This window comes from Actinosynnema sp. NPDC053489, assembly GCF_044544865.1.
Taxonomy (GTDB): Bacteria; Actinomycetota; Actinomycetes; order Mycobacteriales; family Pseudonocardiaceae; genus Actinosynnema.
In genome coordinates, this window is record NZ_JBITXT010000006.1 from 222,717 (window position 1) to 244,935 (window position 22,219).

At 74.9% G+C, this 22,219-nt stretch carries 18 protein-coding genes and 1 tRNA gene; 9 read left to right on the plus strand and 10 right to left on the minus strand.

Annotated features, from left to right (window positions below; genetic code table 11):
• Positions 1-13: 13 nt before the first annotated feature.
• Together ACIGNX_RS15895 and ACIGNX_RS15900 are read left to right on the plus strand one after the other, a co-directional pair.
• On the plus strand, positions 14-1,396 hold the full coding sequence (locus ACIGNX_RS15895) for a hypothetical protein (RefSeq protein ID WP_396540518.1): 1,383 nt from the start codon (positions 14-16) through the stop codon (positions 1,394-1,396).
• Positions 1,393-2,748, plus strand: coding sequence for a glycosyltransferase family 2 protein (locus tag ACIGNX_RS15900; protein WP_396540520.1), 1,356 nt, complete (start codon positions 1,393-1,395; stop codon positions 2,746-2,748). The genes ACIGNX_RS15895 and ACIGNX_RS15900 overlap by 4 nt, the downstream gene beginning before the upstream one ends.
• 150 nt (positions 2,749-2,898) lie before the next feature.
• Here the strand turns inward: ACIGNX_RS15900 and ACIGNX_RS15905 are convergent, their stop codons facing one another.
• The 6 genes from ACIGNX_RS15905 to ACIGNX_RS15930 all read right to left on the minus strand — a co-directional run bounded on the left by ACIGNX_RS15905 (position 2,899) and on the right by ACIGNX_RS15930 (position 12,612).
• Entirely contained in the window at positions 2,899-6,348 is a 3,450-nt protein-coding gene (locus tag ACIGNX_RS15905; protein WP_396540522.1) for a glycosyltransferase, read from the minus strand.
• Positions 6,348-7,481, minus strand: coding sequence for a hypothetical protein (locus ACIGNX_RS15910; protein ID WP_396540524.1), 1,134 nt, complete (start codon positions 7,479-7,481; stop codon positions 6,348-6,350). Before ACIGNX_RS15910 ends, ACIGNX_RS15905 begins: the two co-directional genes overlap by 1 nt.
• Positions 7,482-7,605: 124 nt before the next feature.
• On the minus strand, positions 7,606-9,984 hold the full coding sequence (locus ACIGNX_RS15915) for a glycosyltransferase family 4 protein (protein WP_396540526.1): 2,379 nt from the start codon (positions 9,982-9,984) through the stop codon (positions 7,606-7,608).
• Positions 9,981-11,072 carry an acyltransferase family protein gene (locus tag ACIGNX_RS15920; protein WP_396540528.1) on the minus strand — a complete coding sequence of 364 codons (1,092 nt, stop codon included), beginning with the start codon at positions 11,070-11,072 and terminating at the stop codon, positions 9,981-9,983. The genes ACIGNX_RS15915 and ACIGNX_RS15920 overlap by 4 nt, the downstream gene beginning before the upstream one ends.
• Positions 11,066-12,028, minus strand: a complete 963-nt coding sequence (locus ACIGNX_RS15925) for a hypothetical protein (protein WP_396540530.1) — start codon at positions 12,026-12,028, stop codon at positions 11,066-11,068. Before ACIGNX_RS15925 ends, ACIGNX_RS15920 begins: the two co-directional genes overlap by 7 nt.
• Positions 12,025-12,612, minus strand: a complete 588-nt coding sequence (locus tag ACIGNX_RS15930; protein ID WP_396540532.1) for a hypothetical protein — start codon at positions 12,610-12,612, stop codon at positions 12,025-12,027. The genes ACIGNX_RS15925 and ACIGNX_RS15930 overlap by 4 nt, the downstream gene beginning before the upstream one ends.
• Before the next feature lie 215 nt (positions 12,613-12,827).
• Here ACIGNX_RS15930 and ACIGNX_RS15935 point away from each other — a divergent pair, with 215 nt between their 5' ends.
• A complete protein-coding gene (locus ACIGNX_RS15935; RefSeq protein ID WP_396540534.1) occupies positions 12,828-14,579 on the plus strand; it encodes an ABC transporter ATP-binding protein in 1,752 nt (583 codons plus the stop codon).
• An 8-nt stretch (positions 14,580-14,587) separates the two neighbouring features.
• On the opposite strand, the gene ACIGNX_RS15940 is transcribed toward ACIGNX_RS15935, so the two are convergent.
• Entirely contained in the window at positions 14,588-15,562 is a 975-nt protein-coding gene (locus ACIGNX_RS15940) for a hypothetical protein (RefSeq protein ID WP_396540536.1), read from the minus strand.
• 35 nt (positions 15,563-15,597) lie between these two features.
• On the opposite strand from ACIGNX_RS15940, the gene ACIGNX_RS15945 reads away from it, so the two are divergent.
• Positions 15,598-16,104, plus strand: coding sequence for a hypothetical protein (locus tag ACIGNX_RS15945; protein ID WP_396540538.1), 507 nt, complete (start codon positions 15,598-15,600; stop codon positions 16,102-16,104).
• 46 nt (positions 16,105-16,150) lie between these two features.
• Here ACIGNX_RS15945 and ACIGNX_RS15950 read toward each other — a convergent pair whose 3' ends face one another.
• From ACIGNX_RS15950 to ACIGNX_RS15960, 3 genes are all read right to left on the minus strand, one after another.
• Complete coding sequence (locus ACIGNX_RS15950) at positions 16,151-16,579, minus strand: OsmC family protein (RefSeq protein WP_396540540.1); 429 nt, start codon at positions 16,577-16,579, stop codon at positions 16,151-16,153.
• 127 nt (positions 16,580-16,706) lie between these two features.
• Positions 16,707-16,779 (minus strand) — tRNA-Gly (locus tag ACIGNX_RS15955).
• Positions 16,780-16,792: 13 nt separating this feature from the next.
• Positions 16,793-17,203, minus strand: coding sequence for a hypothetical protein (locus ACIGNX_RS15960; protein WP_396540542.1), 411 nt, complete (start codon positions 17,201-17,203; stop codon positions 16,793-16,795).
• A gap of 247 nt (positions 17,204-17,450) precedes the next feature.
• On the opposite strand from ACIGNX_RS15960, the gene ACIGNX_RS15965 reads away from it, so the two are divergent.
• The 5 genes from ACIGNX_RS15965 to ACIGNX_RS15985 all read left to right on the plus strand — a co-directional run bounded on the left by ACIGNX_RS15965 (position 17,451) and on the right by ACIGNX_RS15985 (position 22,191).
• Positions 17,451-18,962 (plus strand): sigma-70 family RNA polymerase sigma factor, encoded by a 1,512-nt coding sequence (locus ACIGNX_RS15965; protein ID WP_396540544.1) that lies wholly within the window; start codon positions 17,451-17,453, stop codon positions 18,960-18,962.
• A gap of 85 nt (positions 18,963-19,047) precedes the next feature.
• The gene (locus ACIGNX_RS15970) at positions 19,048-19,482 is read left to right on the plus strand and encodes a DUF983 domain-containing protein (RefSeq protein WP_396540546.1); all 435 of its coding nucleotides are present in this window, start codon (positions 19,048-19,050) and stop codon (positions 19,480-19,482) included.
• A 27-nt stretch (positions 19,483-19,509) separates the two neighbouring features.
• Positions 19,510-20,373, plus strand: a complete 864-nt coding sequence (locus ACIGNX_RS15975; protein ID WP_396540548.1) for a DNA-formamidopyrimidine glycosylase family protein — start codon at positions 19,510-19,512, stop codon at positions 20,371-20,373.
• 92 nt (positions 20,374-20,465) lie between these two features.
• Positions 20,466-20,753 (plus strand): hypothetical protein, encoded by a 288-nt coding sequence (locus ACIGNX_RS15980; RefSeq protein ID WP_396540550.1) that lies wholly within the window; start codon positions 20,466-20,468, stop codon positions 20,751-20,753.
• 181 nt (positions 20,754-20,934) lie between these two features.
• A complete protein-coding gene (locus tag ACIGNX_RS15985) occupies positions 20,935-22,191 on the plus strand; it encodes a sensor histidine kinase (protein ID WP_396540552.1) in 1,257 nt (418 codons plus the stop codon).
• Positions 22,192-22,219: the final 28 nt, after the last annotated feature.

Here is a 22,219-nt window from a genome sequence, read left to right on the forward strand (position 1 = left end):
GTAGAGTCCTCGCGTGCGCGCACAACATCCTCGGCAGCCGGGCGGGACCATCGGGTTGTGGTGCGGCGGCGACCTCCCCGGCCTCGGCGACCAGCTCGTCGTCCGCGTGCTCGAACGGGAGCTGACGCGCAGGCTGGGCGACTGGCGGGTGCGCGCGCTGGCGCCGTTCGGCTGGGACCGGCCGGTGCGCGCCGACGGCGGCCACGTGGCCGAGCCGCTGGGCGAGCGCACCCCGGGCCGGGTCCGGGACCTGGTCGGGTCGCACCACCTGCACCTGGTCGCGCCGTCGTTCCCGCTCGGCTGCGACCTGTCCGGGCGCTACGGCGAGGACGTGCCCGCGCAACCCTTCTTCACCGGCGGCCTCGGCGTCGACCCCGACGCGCTGTGGGTCTGCGCCAGGGTCGCCGAGGACGTGCCCGCCGAGCTGGTCCGGTGGGTGGAGCGGCAGCCGTTGGCGTCGGTGCGGGACGAGGTGTCGCGGGACCGCCTGCGCGCCGCCGGCCTGCGGCACGACGTGGCGGTCGTGCCGAACCCGGCGCTGCTGGCCGACCGGCTGCTGCCGGCGGCGGACCTGCGCACCAGGGCGGCGCAGCTGCGCCAGCTCGGCCAGCTGCCCCCGGAGGGCGACAGCTACCTCGTCGTGCAGGCGCCGCCCTCGTCGTTCACCGCCCTGCGGCCCGCGGTCGTGAAGACGGCGGAGCTGCTGGCCATCGCCGAGGTCGTGCTGCTGCCCACCGGCGGTCCGGTGCCCGACGCGGGGTGGCGCGCGCTGCCGTCCGACACGGTGCTGGAGGACCGGCTCGCGGTGCTGTCCGGCGCGGCGGCCGTGATCGCCGCCGACGAGCACGTGGCCGCCGCCGCCCACGCGTTGGGCCGTCGCTGGGTGCTGTTCGACCCCACCGGTGCCGAGCGCGCCGGCGCGGAGCAGTTCGCCTCCGCCGACCGCGTCGTGGCGCGGCCCAGCGGCCTGGCCGCGGCGTTCCGCCGGGCGCTGCGCGACGACGACCGCTCGCCCGAGGCCGTGCGCCGGCTGGACGAGCACCTCGACGCGGTGGCGGCCGAGGCCGAGCGGGCGTTCGCCGCGCGCGGCGGGTCGCTGGAGCAGCGGCTCGCGGCGCTGGTGGAGGAGAACCGGGCGCTGCGCGCGGCGCAGCAGCGGATGCGCGAGCGGATCGTCGCGGACCGGCACGTGCTGGTCGAGCGGTTGCTCGAGGACCGGCGCGACGACGGGCCGGAGCTGGAGGAGGAGCGGCGGCTGCACCGCGAACTCGCCGAGCGGCACCGCGAGGTGGTGGCGCGGCTGGAGGCCGAGCAGCGGGAGCTGGCCGCGCTGCGCGCCACCCGGCTGTTCCGCTGGACCCGGCTGCCGCGCGCGGTCTACGGCAGGCTCCGGTGACGCCCCGCGTCACGTTCGTCCTGGTCACCTACGGCGGTGGCGAGCTGGCCCGGCACTGCCTCGACGTGCTGGCCCGGCACACCGGCGTCCCGTACGAGGTGGTCGTGGTGGACAGCGCTTCCCCCGACGGCACGGGGCGGTGGCTGGAGGAGAACCTCACCGGCGCGACCGTCGTGCGGATGGCGGAGAACCTCGGCTTCGGCGCGGGCTGCAACCTCGGCGTGCAGCACGCCCGCACCGAGTTCGTCTGCTTCCTCAACGCCGACGTCGAGGTCACCCCGGGCTGGCTCGACCCGCTGCTGGAGCTGCTCGACCGCACGCCCGCCGCCGCGGCGGCCGCCCCGCTGATGGTGTTCCCGGACGGCCGGTTGCAGGAGGCGGGGAGCCTGCTCGGCGGTGACGCGTACAGCCGGGGCTGGGGCGACGGGTGGACCGACCCGGAACCGCTGTACCCGCGGGTGGTCGACTACGCCTCGGCCGCGTGCCTGGTGCTGCGGCGGCGGGCGTTCCACGACGTCGGCGGGTTCTCGCCGGAGTACCACATCGCCTACTACGAGGACACCGACCTCCAGTTCGGGCTGCGGGCGCGCGGGTGGCAGGTGTGGGTGCAGCCGGCGTCGCGGGTCGTGCACGTGCGGCACGGCACGTCGTCCACCTCGCGCGCCGAGGAGCTGTCCGACATCAACCGCGAGGTGTTCCGCCGGCGGTGGTCGGAGGACCTGGCGACGCGGCCGCCGTCGGTCGGCGCGCACGAGCACCCGCACCGGCTGTGGTGGCTGCGCGACCACCCGGCGTCGGTGCGCGTGCTGCTGCTGGCGTCCCGGGTGCCGACCGGTGGTCGGGCCGCCGCGGTGGTGGCCGAGTGGCGGCGCTGCGACCCGACCGCCGCGGTCACGCTGCTCGCGGCGGCGGGCGAGGCGGACGCGGCGGCGTGGCGGGCGACCGGGGTCGAGGTCGAGGTGGCCGACGACTTCGCCGCGTGGAGCCGGTCCCGGCCCGGCCACTACGACGTGGTCGTGGCGCTGGGCACCGACGTGCCCGCGGCCGAGGTGACCGGGTGGCAGCCCACCGCGGTGCGAGCCGTGGACCTGGCGTCGTTGACACACCCGGAGTGGGAGGGGCGGTTCGCCGCGACCGGTGCCCGCGCCGACGCCGTGCGGGCGGGGCGGGAGCGGGCCGCGACCCTCGCGTCGCTGGAGTGGGCCGAGGTCGTGTCGTGCCGGGAGCCGGACGTCGCCGAGTGGGCGCGCGCCGCCGGCCGTGAGCCGCACCTGGTGCCGGACGAGCCGGACGAATTCCGCACCGCGATGGCCCGGGTGCTCGTCGAGTGCACGGTCGTGCCGCGAGCCTGACGGCGGCGCTCGGCGGGGCGGCTTGGCGGGGGCGGCTCGACGAGGCGGCTCGACGAGGCGGCTTGGCGGGGCCGGCTTGGCAGCGGCGGCTCGGCGGCGGCGGCTCGGCGGCGGGGCCCGAGATCAGCGCCGGCTGTCAGCGCCGGGCTGTCAGCGCTGGGCGCGCCGCAGCAGCGCGGCGGCCAGCAGCCTGCGTTCCGCGCCCGCCGTCCCCGGTCGCTCCTCGCCCTCCAGCGCGAGCCGGACCAGCGGCCACAGCCGGCGCTCGGCCGAGGCCAGGCGGGTCAGCCGCAGCCGGTCGCCCTGGTCCAGCCGGTCCCGGTTGCGCATCAGCAGCACGGTCGCGAACTGGGCGATCCGGCGCAGCTCGTGCTCGGTGATGTGGTCCAGTTCCGCCTGCCGGGCGGCCAGCCGCCCCACGCCCACCCCGACGCCGGCGGCGGCCAGGCCGCGCAGGCCCGGCAGCCCGTCGGCCAGGCGCGGTCGCTGCCAGCCGGTGACGTTCGCCCCGTGCTGCCGGTAGGAGTGCAGCGGCCGGTCGACGAACGAGATCGTGCCGACGGCCAGCGCGCACGCGGCGATCCACTGGTCGTGGTAGGCGCTCGGCGTGCCCGGCGGCAGCGGCAGCACCCGGTCCCGGACCAGGTCGGCGCGCACCACGCTGGCCGCACCCGTCACGGTGTTGAGCAGCAGCAGCTGCTCCAGGTCGGCGGACTGGTTCACGCGGTCGGACCACACGCTCTCCGCGACGACCTCGCCCGCGTCGTCCACCAGCCGCATGTCGCAGTACGCGAGCTGCACGGCGGGATCGGCGAACCGGGAGACCAGCACGGCGAGCTTGTCCGCGTCCCACAGGTCGTCCTGGTCCGACAGCGCGACCAGGTCCGCGTCGGCCGGCACGAGCGACAGCGCGCGTTCGAAGTTGCGGTAGAAGCCCACGTTGTCCTCGTGCGCCACCACGACGAACCTCGGGTCGTCCCCGACCACGTCCCGCAGCACCGCCAGGCCCTCGGCGCCCGAGCCGTCATCGCTGATCACGCACACCCAGTTCGAGTGGGTCTGCGCCCGGATCGACTCGACCTGCGCGGCGAAGTGGCGGCGCGGCGCGCGGTAGGACGCCAGGCAGATCGCCACCCGCGGGCCGTCGCCCGGCCAGCGGACCTCCGCGGGACGGCCGGCGCGGTCGCGCCCGCGCACCGCGGGCAGTTCCCGCCGCAGCACGGTGCCGTCGACGAGGGTCACCACCAGCTCCAGCGGCACCGTGCCGGCGCGCACCGGCACCCGCGCGCGGAAGCCGCTGTTCGGCTCGCCGCCGATCGCCGCCGCCACGTCGGGCCGGGGGTGGCCGGTCGTGGCGCGGAACGCCCGCCCGCCCGCGACCACCGCGACCTGGCGCACCGGCAGGTCGGCGTGCGAGACCCAGCCCTCGACCTCGACCACCTGGCCGCGACCGACCTCGACCTCCGCGGGCGCGTCCACCGCGAACCGCAGCCGGTCGTCGCGCTCGCTGACCGACCGGACCCGGCTCGCCAGCAACGGCGCGACCGCGGGCGCCCGCCTGCCGACCCGGCGCAGCACCCCGTCGGGCTCCTGCCCGCCCCGGCCGAGCAGCAGGTCACGCGTACCGCGGGCGAGCCTGGCGGCCGGCCAGAGGTACTCCCGGCCCGCGCGCACCAGCGTCGACGACGTCAGCCGGTCCAGCTCCGCGCGCAGCCGCGCGTTCTCCTGCGACAGCTCCGCGATCACCGCCCCGTCGGCCGCGCGGCGGTCGTCCAGCTCCCGGACGGCCTCGGCGCGCTCGGCCTCGGCGGCGGCCAGCTCCACCAGCGCCTTGCCGAACTCGCCGTCCAACCGGGTCAGCTCGCCGCGCAACCCCGCCTCGCGCCCGGCCGCGTCCTCGCGGCGCCGACGCACCTCGGCGGTCACCGACCCGGTGGGCACGCCCAGCTCGGCGCGCACCTCGGCCAGTTCCCCCGCGAGCCGCCCGTGGTCGGCGAGCGTCGCGCGGACCTCGTCCAGGCCGCCGCGCTCCCACAGCCGCGGCGGGCCCGGCGCGTCCAGCTCGGCGGCGAGCACCTCGCGGACGTCGTCCGCGCGGGCACCGGTGACCACCTCCTGGAGCGCGGCCTCGGCGGCCACCAGCTCCGCCCAGCGGGAGTCGGCCGCCCCGGCCAGGCCGACCAACCCGGCCAGGTGCGCCGCGAGCTGCCGGATGGAGGTCTCGGCGGGCCACGGGTGCGCCGCCCCGCCGCGCACGACCTCCCGCGCGAACTCCACCAGCGCGCGCACGAGCACCAGCTCGGCGTCCACGCCGTCGCCCGCCCGCCACTCCAGGTCGATGCGCCGGGGCGTGCCGTCCGGCAGCACGATCACGTTGCCGGGGTGCACGTCGAGGTGGTCGGGCGGCAGCACCGGCACGTCCGCGCGACCCGGCAGGAACGGGTGGGTCGGGTCGCCGGCGAACGGCCGGGCGTCGTGCGTGCAGCAGGAGTGCCACAGGCCGAGCAGGTCGCGCACGGCGTCGAGGTCGGGTCGGGCCAGCGCGTCGAGGAGCAGCCGGTCCAGCGGCGCGCCGGGCAGCAGCGGTTCGTCCGCCGCGGGCGCCTGCCGCAGCCAGCCGTCCGCGCCGCCCTCGCCGTGGTAGGCCGACAGGCGCAGGTCCTCGGTCAGCCGGCGGGCCCGTCGCCACCGGGGCAGGCGCCCGGCGTTGACCAGCCAGCCCAGCCCGGGCCGGGTCGCCCGGGCGACGGCCCGCGGCGTCCGGCCCGCGACCACGAGGAACGACGGCGCGACCGCGGGCCCGAAGCCGTCGGCGACCGCGTGCCGGTGCGGCGACCGGGCCGCGACCACCGCCGACGAGCCGCCGAACCCGCCCTGCAGCGGGTCGCGCACCAGCTTGTCCACGGTGTCCGGCGCGTCGGGGAGCCCGTGCACGCGTTCGTCGAGGATCACCCTCGGCAGCTTGTGGTCGGGGTAGGGCAGCAGCCAGCGCTGCGCGGTCAGCCCGGCCCGCTCCAGCGCCTCGCGCAGCTCGGCCCGGCCGGGCGCGGCCGACCCGGCGAGGTCGGCCCAGGGGCGGCCGCGGTGGTCCGCGGCCCGGCCGAGCAGGCGGCCCAGGCCGAGCCGGTTGTCGATCGCGACCACCACGACGCCGTCGTCGGCGAGCACGCCCGCCACGTCGGCGAGCACGGCGGCCGGGTCGTCGGCGCGGTCGAGCACCCCGCACAGCAGCGCCAGGTCGAACTCGCCGTGACCGCCCGGCCCGTCGGCGACGATCCGCACGTCGGGCAGGTCGCGGCAGCGCTCGGCCGCCGCGGCGGCCAACCCCGGCTCGCCCTCCACCCCGACGACCCGCGCGCCGGCCTCGCCCAGGGCGCGGGTGAGCACGCCGCTGCCGCAGCCCACGTCGAGCACCCGCAGCCCGTCGCGCACGTCCAGCGGCGCGAGCAGCGCGGTCCGCTGCGGCGAGAAGTGGTGGGTCAGCTCCCAGTCCGAGAGGTCGGCCGCCAGCTCCACCGAGCCGGACCCGACGTCACGCGCCGCGCGCAGGCGGTCGAGGACGGCGTCCGGACGCCCTCCTCGTGGGTGCCCTCCGCCCATCAGCTGATCGGGAACTGCTTGACCACCGCGAAGCCGTAGTCCTGGAACTCCTTGATCAGTTCCTTGTCGTCCACGCCGATCGGCGTCTGGGTGGTGCCGATCCGCACGACCTTCGAACCGGTCGCGTACACGCAGCGGTAGGTGCCCGGTTCGCCCTTGCGGATCATCTGCTGGACCGAGGACTTCTGGGGGAGCCTGCCCTTGGCGCCGTCGACCATGCCCGCGGTCTGCTGGAGGTCGGCGAGCGCCTTGGCCAGCTCCTCGGCCTTGGCCGCGTCACCGGTCTCGAACACCATGGACTCGTAGCTGAACGCGTTCTTGGTGCTGCCCTTGAAGTTCACCTTGTCGACGTCGGCGGCCTCGGCCGCGGCGACCTCCTCGGCGGTGAGCAGCTTCGCGGTGGCGGCCTCGGACAGCGACACCACGCCGTTGGCCGGGTTCGCCGTGCCGGGGCCGGGGGGCAGCAGGTCGATCGGCGGCTTGGTCGTGGTGGTGGTCGGCGCGGCGCTGGAGGTCTGCGACGTCGTCGTCCCGTCGCCCGCGCTCGACGAGGAGTCGCGGAAGCCGAAGAACCACACCGCGCCACCGATCAGGGCGACCACGACGATCACGCCGACGATCGCCAGGACCTTCTTGCCGCCGCCGGAGGAGGTGTCGTCGAAGACCTCCGGGCCCTGCCGCAGCCAGTTGTCGCTGGACGCCGACGCCCAGGGTGCCGACGTGTCCGCGGCGCCCCACGGGGTGGCCTGCGGCGGCTGCTGCTGCGGGAACCCGCCGGGCGGGGAGTTGTACTGCTGCTGCGGCGGCATCGCACCACCGGGCACGAACTGGGTGCGGTCGGCGTCCGGGTTGCCGGGCGCGGGCCTGCCGCCGGGCACGACCTGGGTCTTGTCCACGTTGTCCGGCGCGGCGTCCTGGCCGACCGGGCGGATGAACTGCGTCGCGCTCGCACCCGTCGGGTCGGCGCCGGGCTGCTGTTGCGCCGCCGGGGGGTGGGACTGCCACTGCTGGACGGGCGGGACGGACTGGGCCGCTGACAGCACCTGGTCGCGACGCGTCCGGTACTCGTCGGCGGACACCCGACCCGCGGCAAGCTCCTCGTCCAGCTTGCGCAGCTCCTCCTGCCAGTTCACGCCGGCAGCCCCTTTCTGCGGTTCATGCGATCGTGGCCATTGTGCACGGGTGTCGCGCCGGTCGAACTGGCCACTCCCAAGTCGTGATCCGACATCGCCTCTGTCGTGCCGGGCGGTGCCGGCGTTATCGCCGGGGGCGCCTTCCGCGCTGCCGCACGCCGTCGTACTTGTCCAGCGCGACCACGGCGGCCTTGCGCAGCAACGGGACCACGCGCTGGGCCTTGGGCGGCTCGGCGGCGGGCGGTTGCGGGGTCCGGCGGGCCCGCCAGGTGGCGTGCGCCTCCACGAGCCGCTCGCGCACCCACGCCGCGGTGGTGTCGAACGTGCGTTCGGCGAGCAGGCGTTCGCGGGCGGCCAGGCCGCGGGCCGCGGCGCGCTCCGGGTCCTCGGCCACCTCGCGCATCGCGGCCGCCGCCGCGTCCAGGTCCGGGTCGGCCCACCGGGCGTCGGGCGGGTAGGGCGGCGAGCCGGGCCCGACCTCGGTCAGCCGGTACGGCACGGGCCAGGCGTGCTCGCGGACGACGAACTCCGCGGTGCCGGAGTAGTCCGTGGTGATCACGGGCAGGCCCAGCGCCATGGCCTCGGCCACGGTGAAGCCGAAGCCCTCGGAGCGGTGCAGCGACACGTAGCAGTGGCTGCCGGCGTAGAGGTCGCGCAGCTGCTCCGCGGTCAGGTACCGCTCGAGGAGCGTGATCCGGTCGTCGTCGGCCGCGGCGGCGCGCAGCCGTTCCCGCCCCGCCACGTGCTGGTCGCCGTTGATGGCCTTGATCACCAGCTCGACGTCGCGGCGGTCCGGGAACGCGCGCCGGAACGCCTCGATCGCTCCCATCGGGTTCTTCCGCGCCACCACGCTGTTGAAGTCCATGGCGAACAGGAAGCGGATCGGACCGGTGGGGCGGCGCACCGGCGCGGCGGGCGCGGGGCGCACCGGCAGCGGGACGACCCGGACCGGCTTGTCGGTGTGCGCGGCGATCGCGGCCCGGCAGAACTCGCTGATCGTCCAGACCTCGTCCACGCAGTCGAACTCGTGCATCGCCGGCGGGAACTCGTCCAGCTCCCAGGACCACACGCCGATCCGGTACCGATCGTGGGCCACCTCGGGGTGCTGCTCGACCACGGGCCGGACCAGGTCGGCGTTCACGCACAGCAGGCTGATCGGGAACACCGGGCGCCCCACGTCGTCGGGCTGGTCCAGGTCGGTGCGGTTGACCACGAACTCGTCCTCGACCACCGAGGCCACCGGCACGTCGGCCAGGCGCAGCGCCTCGTGCAGCACGCGGGCCAGCTCGCCGACGCCGAGCACGGCGGTGAGGTGGCCGACGAGGTTGACCCCGAACCGGTCGTGCGGCGGGTTCGGCGGCGCGTCCGCCCCCGGCGCGGCCCAGGCGGGCAGCAGCCCTTCGGTGATCGCGGAGGTGCGGCACCACTGGGCGAAGCCGGGCGACCACGGTCGGCCGAACACCGCGCGCAGGTCGGCCCTGCCGTGCCAGATCGCGGCGGCGAGCCTGCCCAGCCCGAACTCGGTGCGCTCGGTCAGCCAGTCGCGGAACGGCTCGCCGGTGAACGCGTGCGGCGGCGGGGGCGGCGGCTTGAGCGGCGACCGCGACCGCTGGACGCCCGCCCGGTACACCTCGCGCAGCAGCGGGGTGAGCGGTGTGCCGTCGGGCAGCTCCTCCAGCCAGGAGGGCAGCACGTCCTCCGGGGCGATCCGGCCCGCCCGGTCGAGCCGCGCGGCGTAGTCGGCGGTGAGCGCCCGCAGCTCCGGCCGTTCGGACAGCACCGCGGCCGGGCGGTGCGCGAACGCGGTGCCGAGCAGCCACGGCCGGTCGGGGTCGAAGCCGAGCAGGTCCACGAGCTTCGGCTCCGCGCCCGCCCGCTCGAAGGCGTTCCAGGTGCCGAGGCCGATGCCGGGGTCGGTCAGCGTCGTGCGCGGGAAGTGGCTGACCGCCTGGTCGAACCACTCCTGGTCGCAGAACGCGTCCCGGTCGAACCGGATGGCCCGGTGAGCCAGGACCGCCTCGATCCACAGCTCCGGCAGGTCCGGCTCGGTGACCACGAGGTAGCCGGGGTTGTGCACGCCGGAGCCGACCAGGCGCGCCTCGTCCGACTCCGCGTCGCGGCCCGTCACCGGGCGCGTGAAGTGCGGGACCACGGTGAGGCCGGTCGCGGCGGGCAGCGGTGCGAGGACCAGGCTGGTCGGGCTGAGGTACGTCACCGACGGCGCGTCGGCCAGCAGCGCGCGCAGCAGCCACGGCTTCACGGCGGCGGCGAGCTGCGGCAGCGGGTGCGCGGTCGCCAGCGCCAGGTACTCGTCCTCGGTCAGGCCGAACCGGTCCGGGCCGAGGAACGCGATCCCGCCCTCCTGCGCGACGCCCCCCGCGCCGTCCAGCACGGCGATCGCGAACCGGTGGCCCGGGTGGTGCTCCAGGTAGGAGCGGGCCAGCACGGTCGCCGCGGCCAGCCCGCGTTCGGCCGTCACGGTGCAGGCGATCGGGACGCTCATGTGCTCGGTGCCACCTTCTGTCGCTCACGCGCGCGGAACCAGCGGGCGATCGGATTCTCCACGAAGCGGTACAGCAGTTCGGAGGCGGCGGCGACGGCGACCAGCGCCACCGCGATCGCCACCCAGTAGCCGGTGACCGGCGTCAGCCACCGCAGCACCGGGAACCCGACCGGGATGTGCAGCAGGTAGCTCGCGTAGGTCCGCTTCGCCACCGCGGTCACCCACGGCCTGCGCACGAAGTCGTTGTCGAGGCGGGTGGCCAGCAGCACCAGGAGCAGCAGGATCACCAGTTGCCGGGGGAACTCCGCGATGGGCGGCCACACCTCGCTCGCCAGGTCCGCCCGCAGGAAGAGCAGGTACTGCACGACCCCGAGCGCGACACCGGCGGCGGCGGGCAGCCGGCCCGCCCGCACCAGCGTCACCAGCTGGCCGAGGAACAGCACCGGCAGGAACGTGACCACCATCCGGAACCCCTGCGCGGGCGGCCCGTCGTTGGCCGGCACCACCGCCAGCAGCACCGAGACCAGGGCCGCCGACAGCGCCGGCGGCAGCCACGGCCACCGCTTCAGCAGCGGCATCGTGGCCGCCACGTACAGGTAGAAGGCCAGCTGCACGGCCAGCGTCCAGGTGATCGCCAGCACCGACGACGCGCCGGGGACGAAGGAGTTCAGCAGCGCCAGGTTCAGCGGCAGGTCGCCGAGGTCGGGCGGCCGGTTGGCGGTGAGCACCTTGTTGGACACCAGCACCCAGCCCAGCGCCACCGCGACCCACATGGCGGGCACGAGCCGCACCACGCGGCGGGCGAGGAACTGGCCGCTGGTCTCCTTGAACGCCACGTGCGTCACGACCATGCCGCTGATCAGCAGGAACACGCAGACGCCGAACAGGCTCAGCCGCTCGTGGACGTGCAGCGGCCGGGCCGCCAGCCCGTTCACGACGTCGTCGACCGGGAAGTCGTGGCCGTTGAGGTCCAGCCAGTTCGAGTAGTGCGCGTAGATGACGGCGAGCGCAGCCAGGATGCGCGCCACGTCGAGCCCGTGCAGGTACCTGGACCTGGCGGTCCGCACCTCCGGCGCGAGGGTCACCACCGCCGGACCGCCCAGCCCGCGGCCGCCGTCGCGGCGACCGTCGCGACGACACCCGCGGCCGGGTGCACGGCGGACGCCACGGCGAACCCGATCGCGCCCTGCAGCAGCGCCAACCACGTGGCGTGGTCGGCGAGCCAGGCCACGACCCGGTTGCCGGCGACCCTGGCCGCCGTCGCCCCGGCGAACACGACCGCGGTCGTGAAGAGCAGGGACGCGTACGCGGCGGTCAGCGCGTACCACCACTTGGCCAACCCCGGCTGCCGGTGCTCGGCCAGCACGAGCAGCGACCACGCGGCCGGCGCGACGGCGAACCGGAGCCGGCCGCGCAGCGCCGACACCTGGCCGATCACCACGACCCCGGAGAACGCGGCGGCGTTGGCGACCCGCGGGTCGTCCACCAGGGCGATGACGAGCGCGGCCACCACGACGTGCGCGGCGGGCACCAGCACCGGCCACGGGATCGCGCGGGCCAGCGCGCCGGTCGCCGACGCGAGCAGCTCCAGCAGCACCACCCAGCCCAGCGGTGCCAGCAGCGGCGCGTCCGCGACGAGCTGGTTGACCAGCCCGAGGTTGCCCGCCACCGCGAGCGCCGAGGTGTGGTCGGCGGTCGGGGCGCTCCAGATCGGCGCGCCCGCGGCGACCAGGCCCGCCGCGATCACCACGGTGACCGCGAGCGGCAGGTAGGTCAGCGCCGCGGCCTTCACCGAGGGGCGGCGCACGACACCGAGGTGGCCCGCCGCGGCCAGCAGCAGCATGACGCCCAGCGCGCCGAAGTCCTCGCCGATGCCGAGCGGCCGGTTGAGCAGGGCGCGGACGGCCGAGAGGTCGACGTGCTGCCCGACGAGGTAGCCGTAGACCACCAGCACCGCGCCGGCCGCGCGCACCAGGACCGCGGCGGGCGGGGTGGTCGTCCCGGACGGCTCCGCGACCGGCCCGGTCGTGACGAGGGCGTTCACGAGCCCTCCGCCGGTGTCAGCGCCAACTGCCGGTCCACCAGCTCGGCGAGCGCGGGGGCCGCGCCGGACCCGTAGGCCTCGACGCGGAACACGTCGGTGCCGTGCGCGTAGTGGCCGTGGAAGGCGTTGCCCCTGCGGCGCAGCAGGAGCCCCGGGTGGTCGGTCGGCTCCAGCTCGTGACCGCCGCGCTCGTAGAGCCCGTCGAGCGCGGCCAGCGCCGGGCGCGGGTCCGAGTCGGTGGCGAGCCGCCACACGCCCAGCGTGACGCCCGCGTCGCCGCGGGTGATCCGCCCGGTGATCCGGACGACGCCGTTCTCCTCGGCCAACTCCACCTCCTCGTCGGTCAGCACGCCCGAGCCGGCGAACTTCCCCGGCGCGCCCGTGCGCTCGAACACGAGCGCGTCCGGCGGCACGACCAGCGGGTCCGGCGGCGGCTCGACGTAGGGCAGGCGCGGGGTCGGGTCGCCCCCCGGGGTCTCGGTCGCGGGCGCCGCGGTCGGCGGTCCGTCGGGGCTCACGACCCACGCGCCGAGCGTGACCGCGCCCAGCAGCACGAGCACAGCGATGACGGACGCCGGCTTCACACGTACTCCCCCAGGTTCCGATGCCGGGTCATCGCCGCTGATCAACACGGGTGCGGATCGCGCGCGGACGTCAAGGCGTGGTCGGGCTTGGCAGCGCTCAGATCGTCGCACACGTTCACGCGTTCTCGTGACGAAACCCGGCACCTACGATGTGGGAGCGCTCCCCACACGGCGCGGTGTGGGCGTCTCGTGACCCCGCCGTCCGCAGGAGCACCATGCCCCACGGTCCGCTCGACCACCGCTACCGCGGCGAGCACCCCGTCCGAACCCTCCTCTACCTCTTCCGCGCCGACCGCGGGAAGCTCGCGCTCGGCGCGGGCGCGTTCTTCGTCAAGCACAGCCCGACCTGGTTGACGCCCGTGATCACGGCCCACGTGATCGACGTCGTGGTGGCGCGCGAGCCGGTCTCCGGCATCTGGCTCGGCGCGGGGCTGCTGCTGGTCACGCTGGTGCTGAACTACCCGTTCGCCGTGCTCTACACGCGCTGGTGGTACGGCAGCGCGCGCCGCCTGGGGATGCGGATGCGGTCGGCGCTCACCCGGCGCATGCAGGAGCTGTCGATCGGCTACCACGCGCGGGTCAGCGCGGGGGTGTTGCAGACCAAGGTGATCCGGGACGTCGAGAGCATCGAGACGTCCACCCAGCAGGTCGGCGACCAGGGGTTGTCGGCGCTGGCCACGTTGAGCGGCGCGCTGGTCGTGATCGCGCTGTCCGCGCCCGCGTTCCTGCCGGTGTTCCTGCTGGTCGTGCCGGCCGCGGCGGTGCTGGTGATGTGGCTGCGCGGGCGGCTGCGCGCGTACAACGAGTCGTTCCGGCAGGAGGTCGAGCAGCTGTCGTCGCGGGTCGGTGAGATGACCACGCTCATCCCGATCACCCGCGCGCACGGCCTGGAGCGCACCGCCCTCGACCGCATGGACGGCACGCTGCGCCAGGTCTTCGCCGCCGGCATGAGGTTGGACGGCCTCAACGTCCGCTTCGGCGCGCTGGCGTGGATCCTGCTCAACGCCCTGGGGGTCGGCTGCCTGGCGGGCTCGGCCCTGGCCGCCTACCACGGCTGGCTCTCCGTCACGCCCGGTGACGTGGTGATGCTCAGCGCCTACTTCGCCTCGCTGACCGGCGCGGTGACGACGTTGATGAGCCTCACGCCGTTGATCAGCAAGGGGTTGGAGTCGGTGCGCTCGCTCGGCGAGGTGCTGCAGGCACCGGACCTGGAGCAGAACGCGGGCAAGGCGCGGGTCGACGTCGTGCGCGGCGGCGTGCGGTTCGAGGGGGTGGGGTTCGCCTACCCGGGCTCGGAGCGGAAGTCGGTGGTCGACTTCAACCTCGACGTGCGGCCGGGGGAGACGGTCGCGCTGGTCGGGGCGTCGGGCGCGGGCAAGTCGACGGTGGTGAACCTGGTCATCGGGTTCCTGCGGCCGACCGAGGGGCGCGTCCTGCTGGACGGCGTCGACATGGAGTCCCTGGACCTGCGCAGCTACCGGCGCTTCGTGTCCGTGGTGCCGCAGGAGTCGATCCTCTTCGAGGGCACGATCCGGGACAACGTCACCTACGGGCTGGACGACGTGCCGGAGGACGTGGTGCGGCGGGCGCTGGCCGACGCCAACGCGCTGGAGTTCATCGACCGGCTGCCGGCCGGCCTGGGCACGGTGGTCGGCGAGCGCGGCGCGCGGCTGTCGGGCGGCCAGAAGCAACGCCTGGCGATCGCCCGGGCCCTCATCCGCGACCCGCGCGTGCTGGTGCTGGACGAGGCGACCTCCGCGCTCGACACCAGGTCGGAGGCGCTGGTGCAGCAGGCGCTGGCCCGGCTGGTGGACGGCCGCACCGTGTTCGTGGTGGCGCACCGGCTGTCCACCATCCGCAACGCCGACCGCATCGTGGTGCTGGAGGACGGTCGGATCGCCGAGGTGGGGTCGCACGACGACCTGCTGCGGTCCGGCGGCCCGTACGCGCGGGCGCAGAGCGCTTAGCCGGGGGTTCAGCCCTTCTTGGTCAGGAGGGTGGGGCCGACGATGCGGCGGGCGATCCGGCGCAACCGGCTGCGCTGCGCGGGACGGGGTGCGGGCTTGGCGGCGGTCGCCTCGCCGGTCTCCGCGCCGGCGGCGGGGGTCGCGGCGGCTTCGGGGGTTCCGGCGGCTTCGGGGGCGGCCGGGTGCGCGGCGGGGGCGGTCGCGAGGGCGCTGTCGGCCGCGGAGGTGGCCGGTGCACCGTTCGGCGTGGCCGTGCCGGGAGCGAAGGCGGCGCCGTTGGTCGCGGGCGCGGTGGGTGCGAAGGCCGCCGGGGAGGTGGCGGGGACACCGTTCGGCGCGGGTGCGGTGGGTGCGAACGCGGCGGCGGTGGTGGCGCTGTCTACCGCGGAGGTGCCTGCCGCGGAGGTGCTGGCCGCGGGGACGGTCGCGCCGGGTGCGGAGGTGGGCGCGGCGCCGTTGATCGCGGGAGTGAAGGCGGCCGGGGAGGTGGCGGGGACACCGTTGGTCGCGGGCGTGGGTGCGAACGCGGTGGGCGTGAACGCGGCGGCGGGCGTGAAGAGGGCGGCGGAGGTGCCGTTGGTGGCCGCGGCGCCGAAGGGCGAGCCGTTCGGCGCGGAGGTGGCCGAGGTGAGCGGGGTGGCGGCGGGCGCGGTGCCCGCGGCGGGTGCGGCCGTCGGCGTGAAGCCCGCCGGCGGGGTGAGGGAACCGTTGACCGGCGCGGGCGCGAAGGGGTCGAACCCGGTCGTGCCGAGCGAGGTCGTGTCGAACGCGGCCGTGTCGAACGCGGCCGGGGCGGGGTCGGTGGGGGCCGCCGGCACCGGTTCGAACCGCGTGGTGGCCGCGGTCACCGGGGGCAGGTTCGTCGCGGTCAGGGGTTCGCTGGTCGGCCAGAGCGGTTCCGGGGCCGCCGCGACGGGCTGCATGCGGAGGGTGGGCGTGTCGTTGGTTCGCTGGGGCTGGGTGGGCACCTGGCTGGACGTCACCCCACCGATCTTGCCAAAACACGCACCGTCACCCGGTGCCGGGCGATCAGCAGAAGATGATCCCGCACGGCCTGCGGGTCGTGGTGGTGGTCCTGGTAGGCGTGGTCGTGGGCCGTCGCGTGGTGGTCGTGGTCGGCCGCGCGGTGGTGGTGGACGTCACGGTCGCCGTCGTCGTGGTGGTGGTGGCGGTGGTGGTCGTGCTCGGGGCGCTGCTGCCGCCGGCCGACGAGGAGGCCGTCGTGGTGGTCGTCGTCGCGCCGGACGACCCGGAACGGGACGACGACGTGGCACCGGTCGCGGCGACCGTGCGGCCGGGCTGCTCGCTGCCCTTGACGACGACGATCCCGCCGCTCTGCGTCGGCTCCAGCCCGCGGGGTTCTCTGGTGGTGCTCCCGTGCGCCGCGAGGAGGGCCGCCACCGCCGCGCCGACCAGGGCCCCGAAGGCGAGCCGGCCGGAACCACCTAACGCCGTGAGCATCCACAACGACTACCGGCCTCACTCGGTCGGGTCAAATCATTCCGGACAACTGGTACCGGCCTGACACTTCGGGTATCGGACCGGTACCAGCGGTCACCGGAGGGGGAGCGTCACCCCTTCAGGTTCGCGGTCAGGGTGATCTCGGTGCCCGCCAGCGCCTTGCTGACCGGGCAGTTCTGCTTGGCGTTCTCGGCCGCCGCGGCGAAGCCCTCGGCGTCGAGCCCGGGCACGACCGCGGTGACGGTCAGGTGGATGCCGGTGATGCCGGTGCCCGGCTGGAACGTCACCTCGGCCGAGGTGTCGACCTGCTCCGGCGGGGTGCCCGCCTGCGCCAGGCCGTGCGACAGCGCCATCGAGTAGCACGACGAGTGGGCCGCCGCGATCAGCTCCTCGGGGCTCGTCTTGCCGTTGGCCGCCTCGGCGCGGGAGGGCCAGCTCACCTCGAACGTGCCGACGCCCGAGGTCTCCAGGGCGACGTTGCCGCTGCCCTCCAGCAGGTTGCCTTCCCAGTGCGTGGTCGCCTTGCGGGTGGTGGCCATGTCTGCAACTCCGTCTTCGTGACGAGGAACCTTCGACGCCAACCTAGTGGTGATCGACCGGGTGCGCCGGAACCGCCCGCGCAGACGAAAACGGGGAGTGCTCAGAAAGAGCACTCCCCGTTTCGAGAGCGGATGACGAGACTCGAACTCGCGACCCTCACCTTGGCAAGGTGATGCGCTACCAACTGCGCTACATCCGCCTGCTGGGGACAACTATAGACCACCGTCAAACCGCGTTTCGACCGGGGGTCCCGGTCGGGTCAGCAGGCGGTCCACCTCGGTCAACCGCTCCTTCGGCCACCGCCACTCCCACAGCGGCCTGACCCGGTCCACGACCTCGGCCGGCAGCCACGGCGCGACCTCGTCGCGCAGCTCCCACTCGTCGAACACGTGCTCGTAGAAGCTGACCACGGACGCGTCGGACAGGAACCGCTCCGGCTGCCGGAAGCACCAGTGCGCGAAGCCGTACGCGCGGCGCAGCACCTCGTGGTCGCCGTCGCGGTGCGCGTCCAGCGCCAACTGCCACAGCTCGGACAGGAAGACGTGGCAGGACCAGGACTCGCGCTCCACGAGGGCGCTCAGCTCGGGGAGGAGGGTGGAAGCCCTCGCGCGCCAGTCGACCACGCGGCAGGAGCGTACTCGTCGCCCGCGCGGCCGCAGCGCGATCGGCCACCACCCGACGCCGACCCGTGATCGGTCCGTCACCCAGCGCGAGCGCCTCGACGGGGGTGGTCGGGTGCCCGGACTGGGCCGAACGGTCGACGCCGTCCGTCGGTGTTCGGTATCGGGTCGCTATCGCTTCGGACCGGGACCGCGCGGCTGTGGCATCTTGGCCGGTGGACCACAGCGGGGCGGGAGGTGCCGGGGCGGGATGGCCGGAGATGCCGATTTCGACCGGGAACTGCTCGCCAGGGTCAGGGCGGGGGACGACGGCGCGTTCGGCGAGCTGTTCACCCGCCACGTCGACGCCGTCCGCCGGTTCGCCCTGCGGCACGTGCGCGAGCACGCCGAGGCCGACGACCTGACCGCGGAGGCGTTCTTCCGGGTGCTCCAGGCGATCCGCCGGGGCAACGGGCCGACCGACCACGTCCGCACCTACCTGCTGACCGTCGCGCGGCGGGTCGCGTGGGAGTGGAGCGGGCGGCGGCGGGACGTGCCGGTGGCGGACGAGGAGCTGAGCCTGCGGGTCGAGCCGTTCCCGGACGTGACCGCGAACCGGCCCGACCAGGCGTTGATCTCGCGCGCGTTCACGAGCCTGCCCGAGCGGTGGCGCACGGTGCTGTGGCAGGTCGAGGTGGAGGGCGAGCGGCCGGCCGCGGTCGCGCCGAGCTTCGGCCTGAGCCCGAACGCGATGGCGGCGCTGGCCCGCCGCGCCCGGGAGGGGCTGCGGGCGGCCTACCTGCAGGCGCACCTCGCCGAGGACGCCGGGCCGCGCGCGTGCGGGCCGGTGGTCGCCAAGCTCGGCGCGTACACGGCGGGCGGCGCCCAGGGCACGGAGGGCAAGCGCATCCGCAAGCACCTGCGGACCTGCTCCTCGTGCAACGCGCTGCACGCCGAGCTGGTCGAGGTCTGCTCCACGCTGCGGGCGCACGCGGCGAGCACCGCCGTGCCCGTGGCGGCGACCGCGCTGCTGGGCCCGACGGCGTTGGGCCCGACGGTGCTGGACCCCGCGGCGTTGGGCCCGACGGTGCTGGACCCCGCGGCGCTGGGTTCGACGGCGCTGGGTTCGACGGCGTTGGGCCCGACGGCGCTGGGTTCGACGGCGTTCGGCCCCGCCGTGCTGGGCAAGGCCGCGTGGCTCACCGGGCGGGTGAAGCTGGCGCTGGCGGCCGCCGCGTCGGCCGCTGCCGTGGGGCTGTTCGGGGTGGTGGCCGGGACGTTCACCGGCACGCCCGGCCCGGCGCTGGTGCAGGCGGGCCCCGACGGCGCGCCCGACGGGAACGTGCTGGCGCTGTGCTCGACCACGACCACCACCACGACCGGCACGGCCACCAGCGCGACGTCCCCGACGCGGCCGCCGGCCGAGGCGCAGCACGTCCTGCGCACGAACGCGGTGCGCGTGCCACCGGTGCCACCGCCCACCACGACGGCGGCCGTGTCCTCCCCGCCGCCGGTGGAGACCACCGGGTCGACCCCGCCGCCGGCCGAGGCCCGCTCCCTGGGCGTGCCGCCGACCACGTCCGCGTCGGGCACCGGCACGGTGCTCCTGGTCACGACGACCACCGCCCAGACCACGACGACGACGGCGACCACCGCCCCGACCACGCCGACCACGCCGGCCGGCGGCGGACCGACGGGGTCCGCGGAGACCACGACCAAACCCCCGGTCACGCCGACGACCGTGACGCTGCGCCCGACGCCGACCCCGCTCGTCCCCGCGTGACCACGGGTATTCACCCGCGAGGTGCAAGACTTTGCCGGTAGCGTGGAGAACGCTGAGTGATCGCTCGACGTCTGAGGAGACGGTGATGACGCGGCTGGTGCGCGGGGCTGACGGCCGGATGTGGACGGTGCGCAGCCGGATCGAGTGGCGCAACCCGTCGGCCGACGCCGACTTCGAGCACGACGTGAGCGGCGGCCAGGGGCCGGGCGTGCTCATGCTGGGGCTGGTCATCGCCATGGGCGTGATCCTCGTGCTGTGGACGCCGGAGGACGTCGTGGTCCCGTCGTGGCTGATCGTGGCGCTGGTCCTGGTGTTCCTGTTCTTCCCGGCGCGCTGGGCGGTGCGGCGGCCGTGGCTGGTGGTGGCCGAGTCGAAGAAGACCGAGGAGCTGCCGCCGGAGCGGTGGGTCGGCTCGGTGCGCGGGGTGCTGACCGTGCGCAACGAGGTCGCCAACGTGGCCCGCAAGATCGAGATGTACTCGCTGCCCGATCTCGACGGCCCGCTGCAGCCGGTCGACTGATCGCCGTTCGCGGGTGACACTGGTCGGGTGCCGGAACTGCCCGAGGTCGAGGCGCTCGCCCACCACCTGCGCGAGCACGCCGTTGGACGGCGCGTGCACCGGGTGGACGTCGCGTCGTTGCAGGTGTTGAAGACGTTCACGCCGCCGTGGACCGACCTCCAGGGGCGCGAGGTGACCGGCGCGGGCCGGTTCGGCAAGCACCTGGACCTGGACTGCGACGGCCTGCACCTGGTGGTGCACCTGGCGCGGGCCGGGTGGCTGCGCTGGTCGGAGCACCTGTCGGCGGCGCCGCCGAAACCGGGCCGGGGCCCGTTGGCGCTGCGCGTGCACCTGGGCCCGCCGGGGGAGGGGCCGGGGTTCGACCTGACCGAGGCGGGCACGAAGAAGGGCCTCGCGGCGTGGGTGGTGCGCGACCCGGCGGAGGTGCCGGGCATCGCGCGGCTGGGCCCGGACGCGCTGTCGATCACCCGCACGCAGCTCGAGGACCTGTTCGCCGGCCGCACCGAGCGGCTGAAGACGGCGTTGACCGACCAGGCGTTGATCGCGGGCGTCGGCAACGCCTACTCCGACGAGATCATGCACACCGCCCGGCTGTCGCCGTACGCGACGGCGGGCAAGCTGCCGGCGGAGGCGCTGGACCGGCTGCACGAGGCGTTGATCGGCGTGCTGACCGACGCCGTGTCGCGGTCCGTCGGCCAGGGGTCGGCGACGCTGAAGGGTGAGAAGCGGTCGGGGCTGCGGGTGCACGCGCGGACCGGCCTGCCGTGCCCGGTGTGCGGTGACGCGGTGCGCGAGGTGTCGTTCGCGGACAAGGCTTTCCAGTACTGCGCGACGTGCCAGACGGGCGGGAGGCCGCTGGCGGACCGGCGGATGTCGCGGTTGCTCAAGTAGGTCACACGGACGAGTGGCTTGCTCCGTTCGTCGGCTGATCGGCCTCTCGTCGGGAACTACTCCAGGAGTCGGATCGACCACCTGGAGGAGTCATGGACCAGCGCCTCGCCGCCGCGCTCATCGGTGCCACCATGGGACTGGCCACGTTCGCCGGATCGACCATCGCCGTCTCGGCCGCCTCCCCGGAGGAGAAACAGCCGCCGCAGCTGTCCCAGGACCAGGTCTCGCAGGTGATCTGCGAGGTGCTGCAGCGGCTGAACCTCATCGACCGCCCGGAGCTGGCCGACCTGGTGCGCAACCTCGGCTGTCAGAGGACCACGACCACCACGACCACGACGACCACGGCGGAGACCACGACGAACCCGCCCGGTGACCGCTGATCCGGTGAGGGCCGTGGCCCGCGGTGCGACCCGAGTGATCGGGTCGCACCCACGCTCCGTGATCAAGGAGGTTCTTGATCACCCGATTGGGTAGGCACTCGGCCACGGTCGCCCCCAATTCATCGGATGTGCACCCCTCGCGCGGTCGAGCCCCTTGCCTGAACCGCCCCCACGGCACAGCATGGACGCCGTGCGGGACCTCCTGACCGAGCGCGCGGTGCTCGGACTCATCGCGACCTTGGCCGTCCTCGGTCTCTTCGTGATGCTGTGCCGCGCCCGCCGCGTGAGCACGTCGGTCGAGGACGCCGTGATGGACATGCTGCACCGCATGTCGAAGGCGTCGGCCGACCTGCGCGAGGGCTTGACCGAGGACGCGGCGAACAAGGCGACGCCGCACCTGCGGGAGATGCTGCGGTGCGTCGCGGTCGGCATCACCGACCACGAGGGGACGCTGCTGTCGTGGGACGGCGGCGCGAACGACCACTACGAGTTCCTGCGCAGCTACATCGAGCGCGCCATCGGCGAGGGCCACAAGGAGCACGTCGAGCACCGCAAGCTCGACTGCGAGCTGCCCGGCCCGTGCTCGCTGCACAGCGCGGTGATCGTGCCGCTGGTGGTGGAGAACGACGTCGCCGGCACGTTGATCGTGGTCAGCGGGGTGGCGAACAAGCGGCAGATCCGGATGGCGGAGGAGACCGCGCGGTTCGTCTCCACGCAGCTCGAGCTGGAGGTGCTCCAGAAGTCCCGGCAGGCGCTGGCGCAGGCCGAGGTGCGGGCGCTGCGGGCGCAGATCTCCCCGCACTTCGTCTACAACGCGCTGAACACGATCTCGTCGCTGATCCGCACGGACCCGGCGCACGCGCGCGAGCTGCTGCAGGAGTTCGCCGAGTTCACCCGGTACTCCTTCCGCACCGACGGCTTCTTCACCACGCTGGCCGACGAGCTGACCAACATCCACCGCTACCTGACCATCGAGCAGGCGCGGTACGGCTCGCGGCTCAACGTGCGGCTGAAGATCGCGCCCGAGGTGCTCCAGGTCGTGCTGCCGTTCCTGGTGCTGCAACCGCTGGTGGAGAACGCCGTGCGGCACGGCCTGGCGAAGAAGCCCGGCGGCGAGCTGACGATCATCGCCGAGGACAACGGCGCGGAGGCGCTGATCTCGGTCGAGGACGACGGCGTGGGCATGGACCCGGACCGCCTGTTCGACGACCTCAAGGACGCCCACCAGACCGGCGCGCACGTCGGCCTGGGCAACATCAACCACCGGATGCGGGCGGTGTTCGGCGACGACTACGCGCTGGTCGTGGAGACCGCGCCGGACGCCGGCATGAAGATCATCCTGAAGATCCCGAAGTACCGGCCGGGCGTGCAGACGAACCTGCCGCTGGTGCCGCCGAGGCTGGAGGACACGACCGAGCAGCCCGCCGTGCGGGCCTGATCACGCGGACCTGATCACGCGGGCCTGA

Coding starts and splice junctions, on each gene's coding strand:
- ACIGNX_RS15905 (WP_396540522.1), bottom strand. CDS start 6,348: ATGGGCGGAGGGCACCCACGAGGAGGGCGTCCGGACGCCGTCCTCGAC.
- ACIGNX_RS15915 (WP_396540526.1), bottom strand. CDS start 9,984: ATGAGCGTCCCGATCGCCTGCACCGTGACGGCCGAACGCGGGCTGGCC.
- ACIGNX_RS15935 (WP_396540534.1), top strand. CDS start 12,828: ATGCCCCACGGTCCGCTCGACCACCGCTACCGCGGCGAGCACCCCGTC.
- ACIGNX_RS15950 (WP_396540540.1), bottom strand. CDS start 16,579: ATGGCCACCACCCGCAAGGCGACCACGCACTGGGAAGGCAACCTGCTG.
- ACIGNX_RS15965 (WP_396540544.1), top strand. CDS start 17,451: ATGGCCGGAGATGCCGATTTCGACCGGGAACTGCTCGCCAGGGTCAGG.
- ACIGNX_RS15970 (WP_396540546.1), top strand. CDS start 19,048: ATGACGCGGCTGGTGCGCGGGGCTGACGGCCGGATGTGGACGGTGCGC.
- ACIGNX_RS15980 (WP_396540550.1), top strand. CDS start 20,466: ATGGACCAGCGCCTCGCCGCCGCGCTCATCGGTGCCACCATGGGACTG.
- ACIGNX_RS15985 (WP_396540552.1), top strand. CDS start 20,935: ATGGACGCCGTGCGGGACCTCCTGACCGAGCGCGCGGTGCTCGGACTC.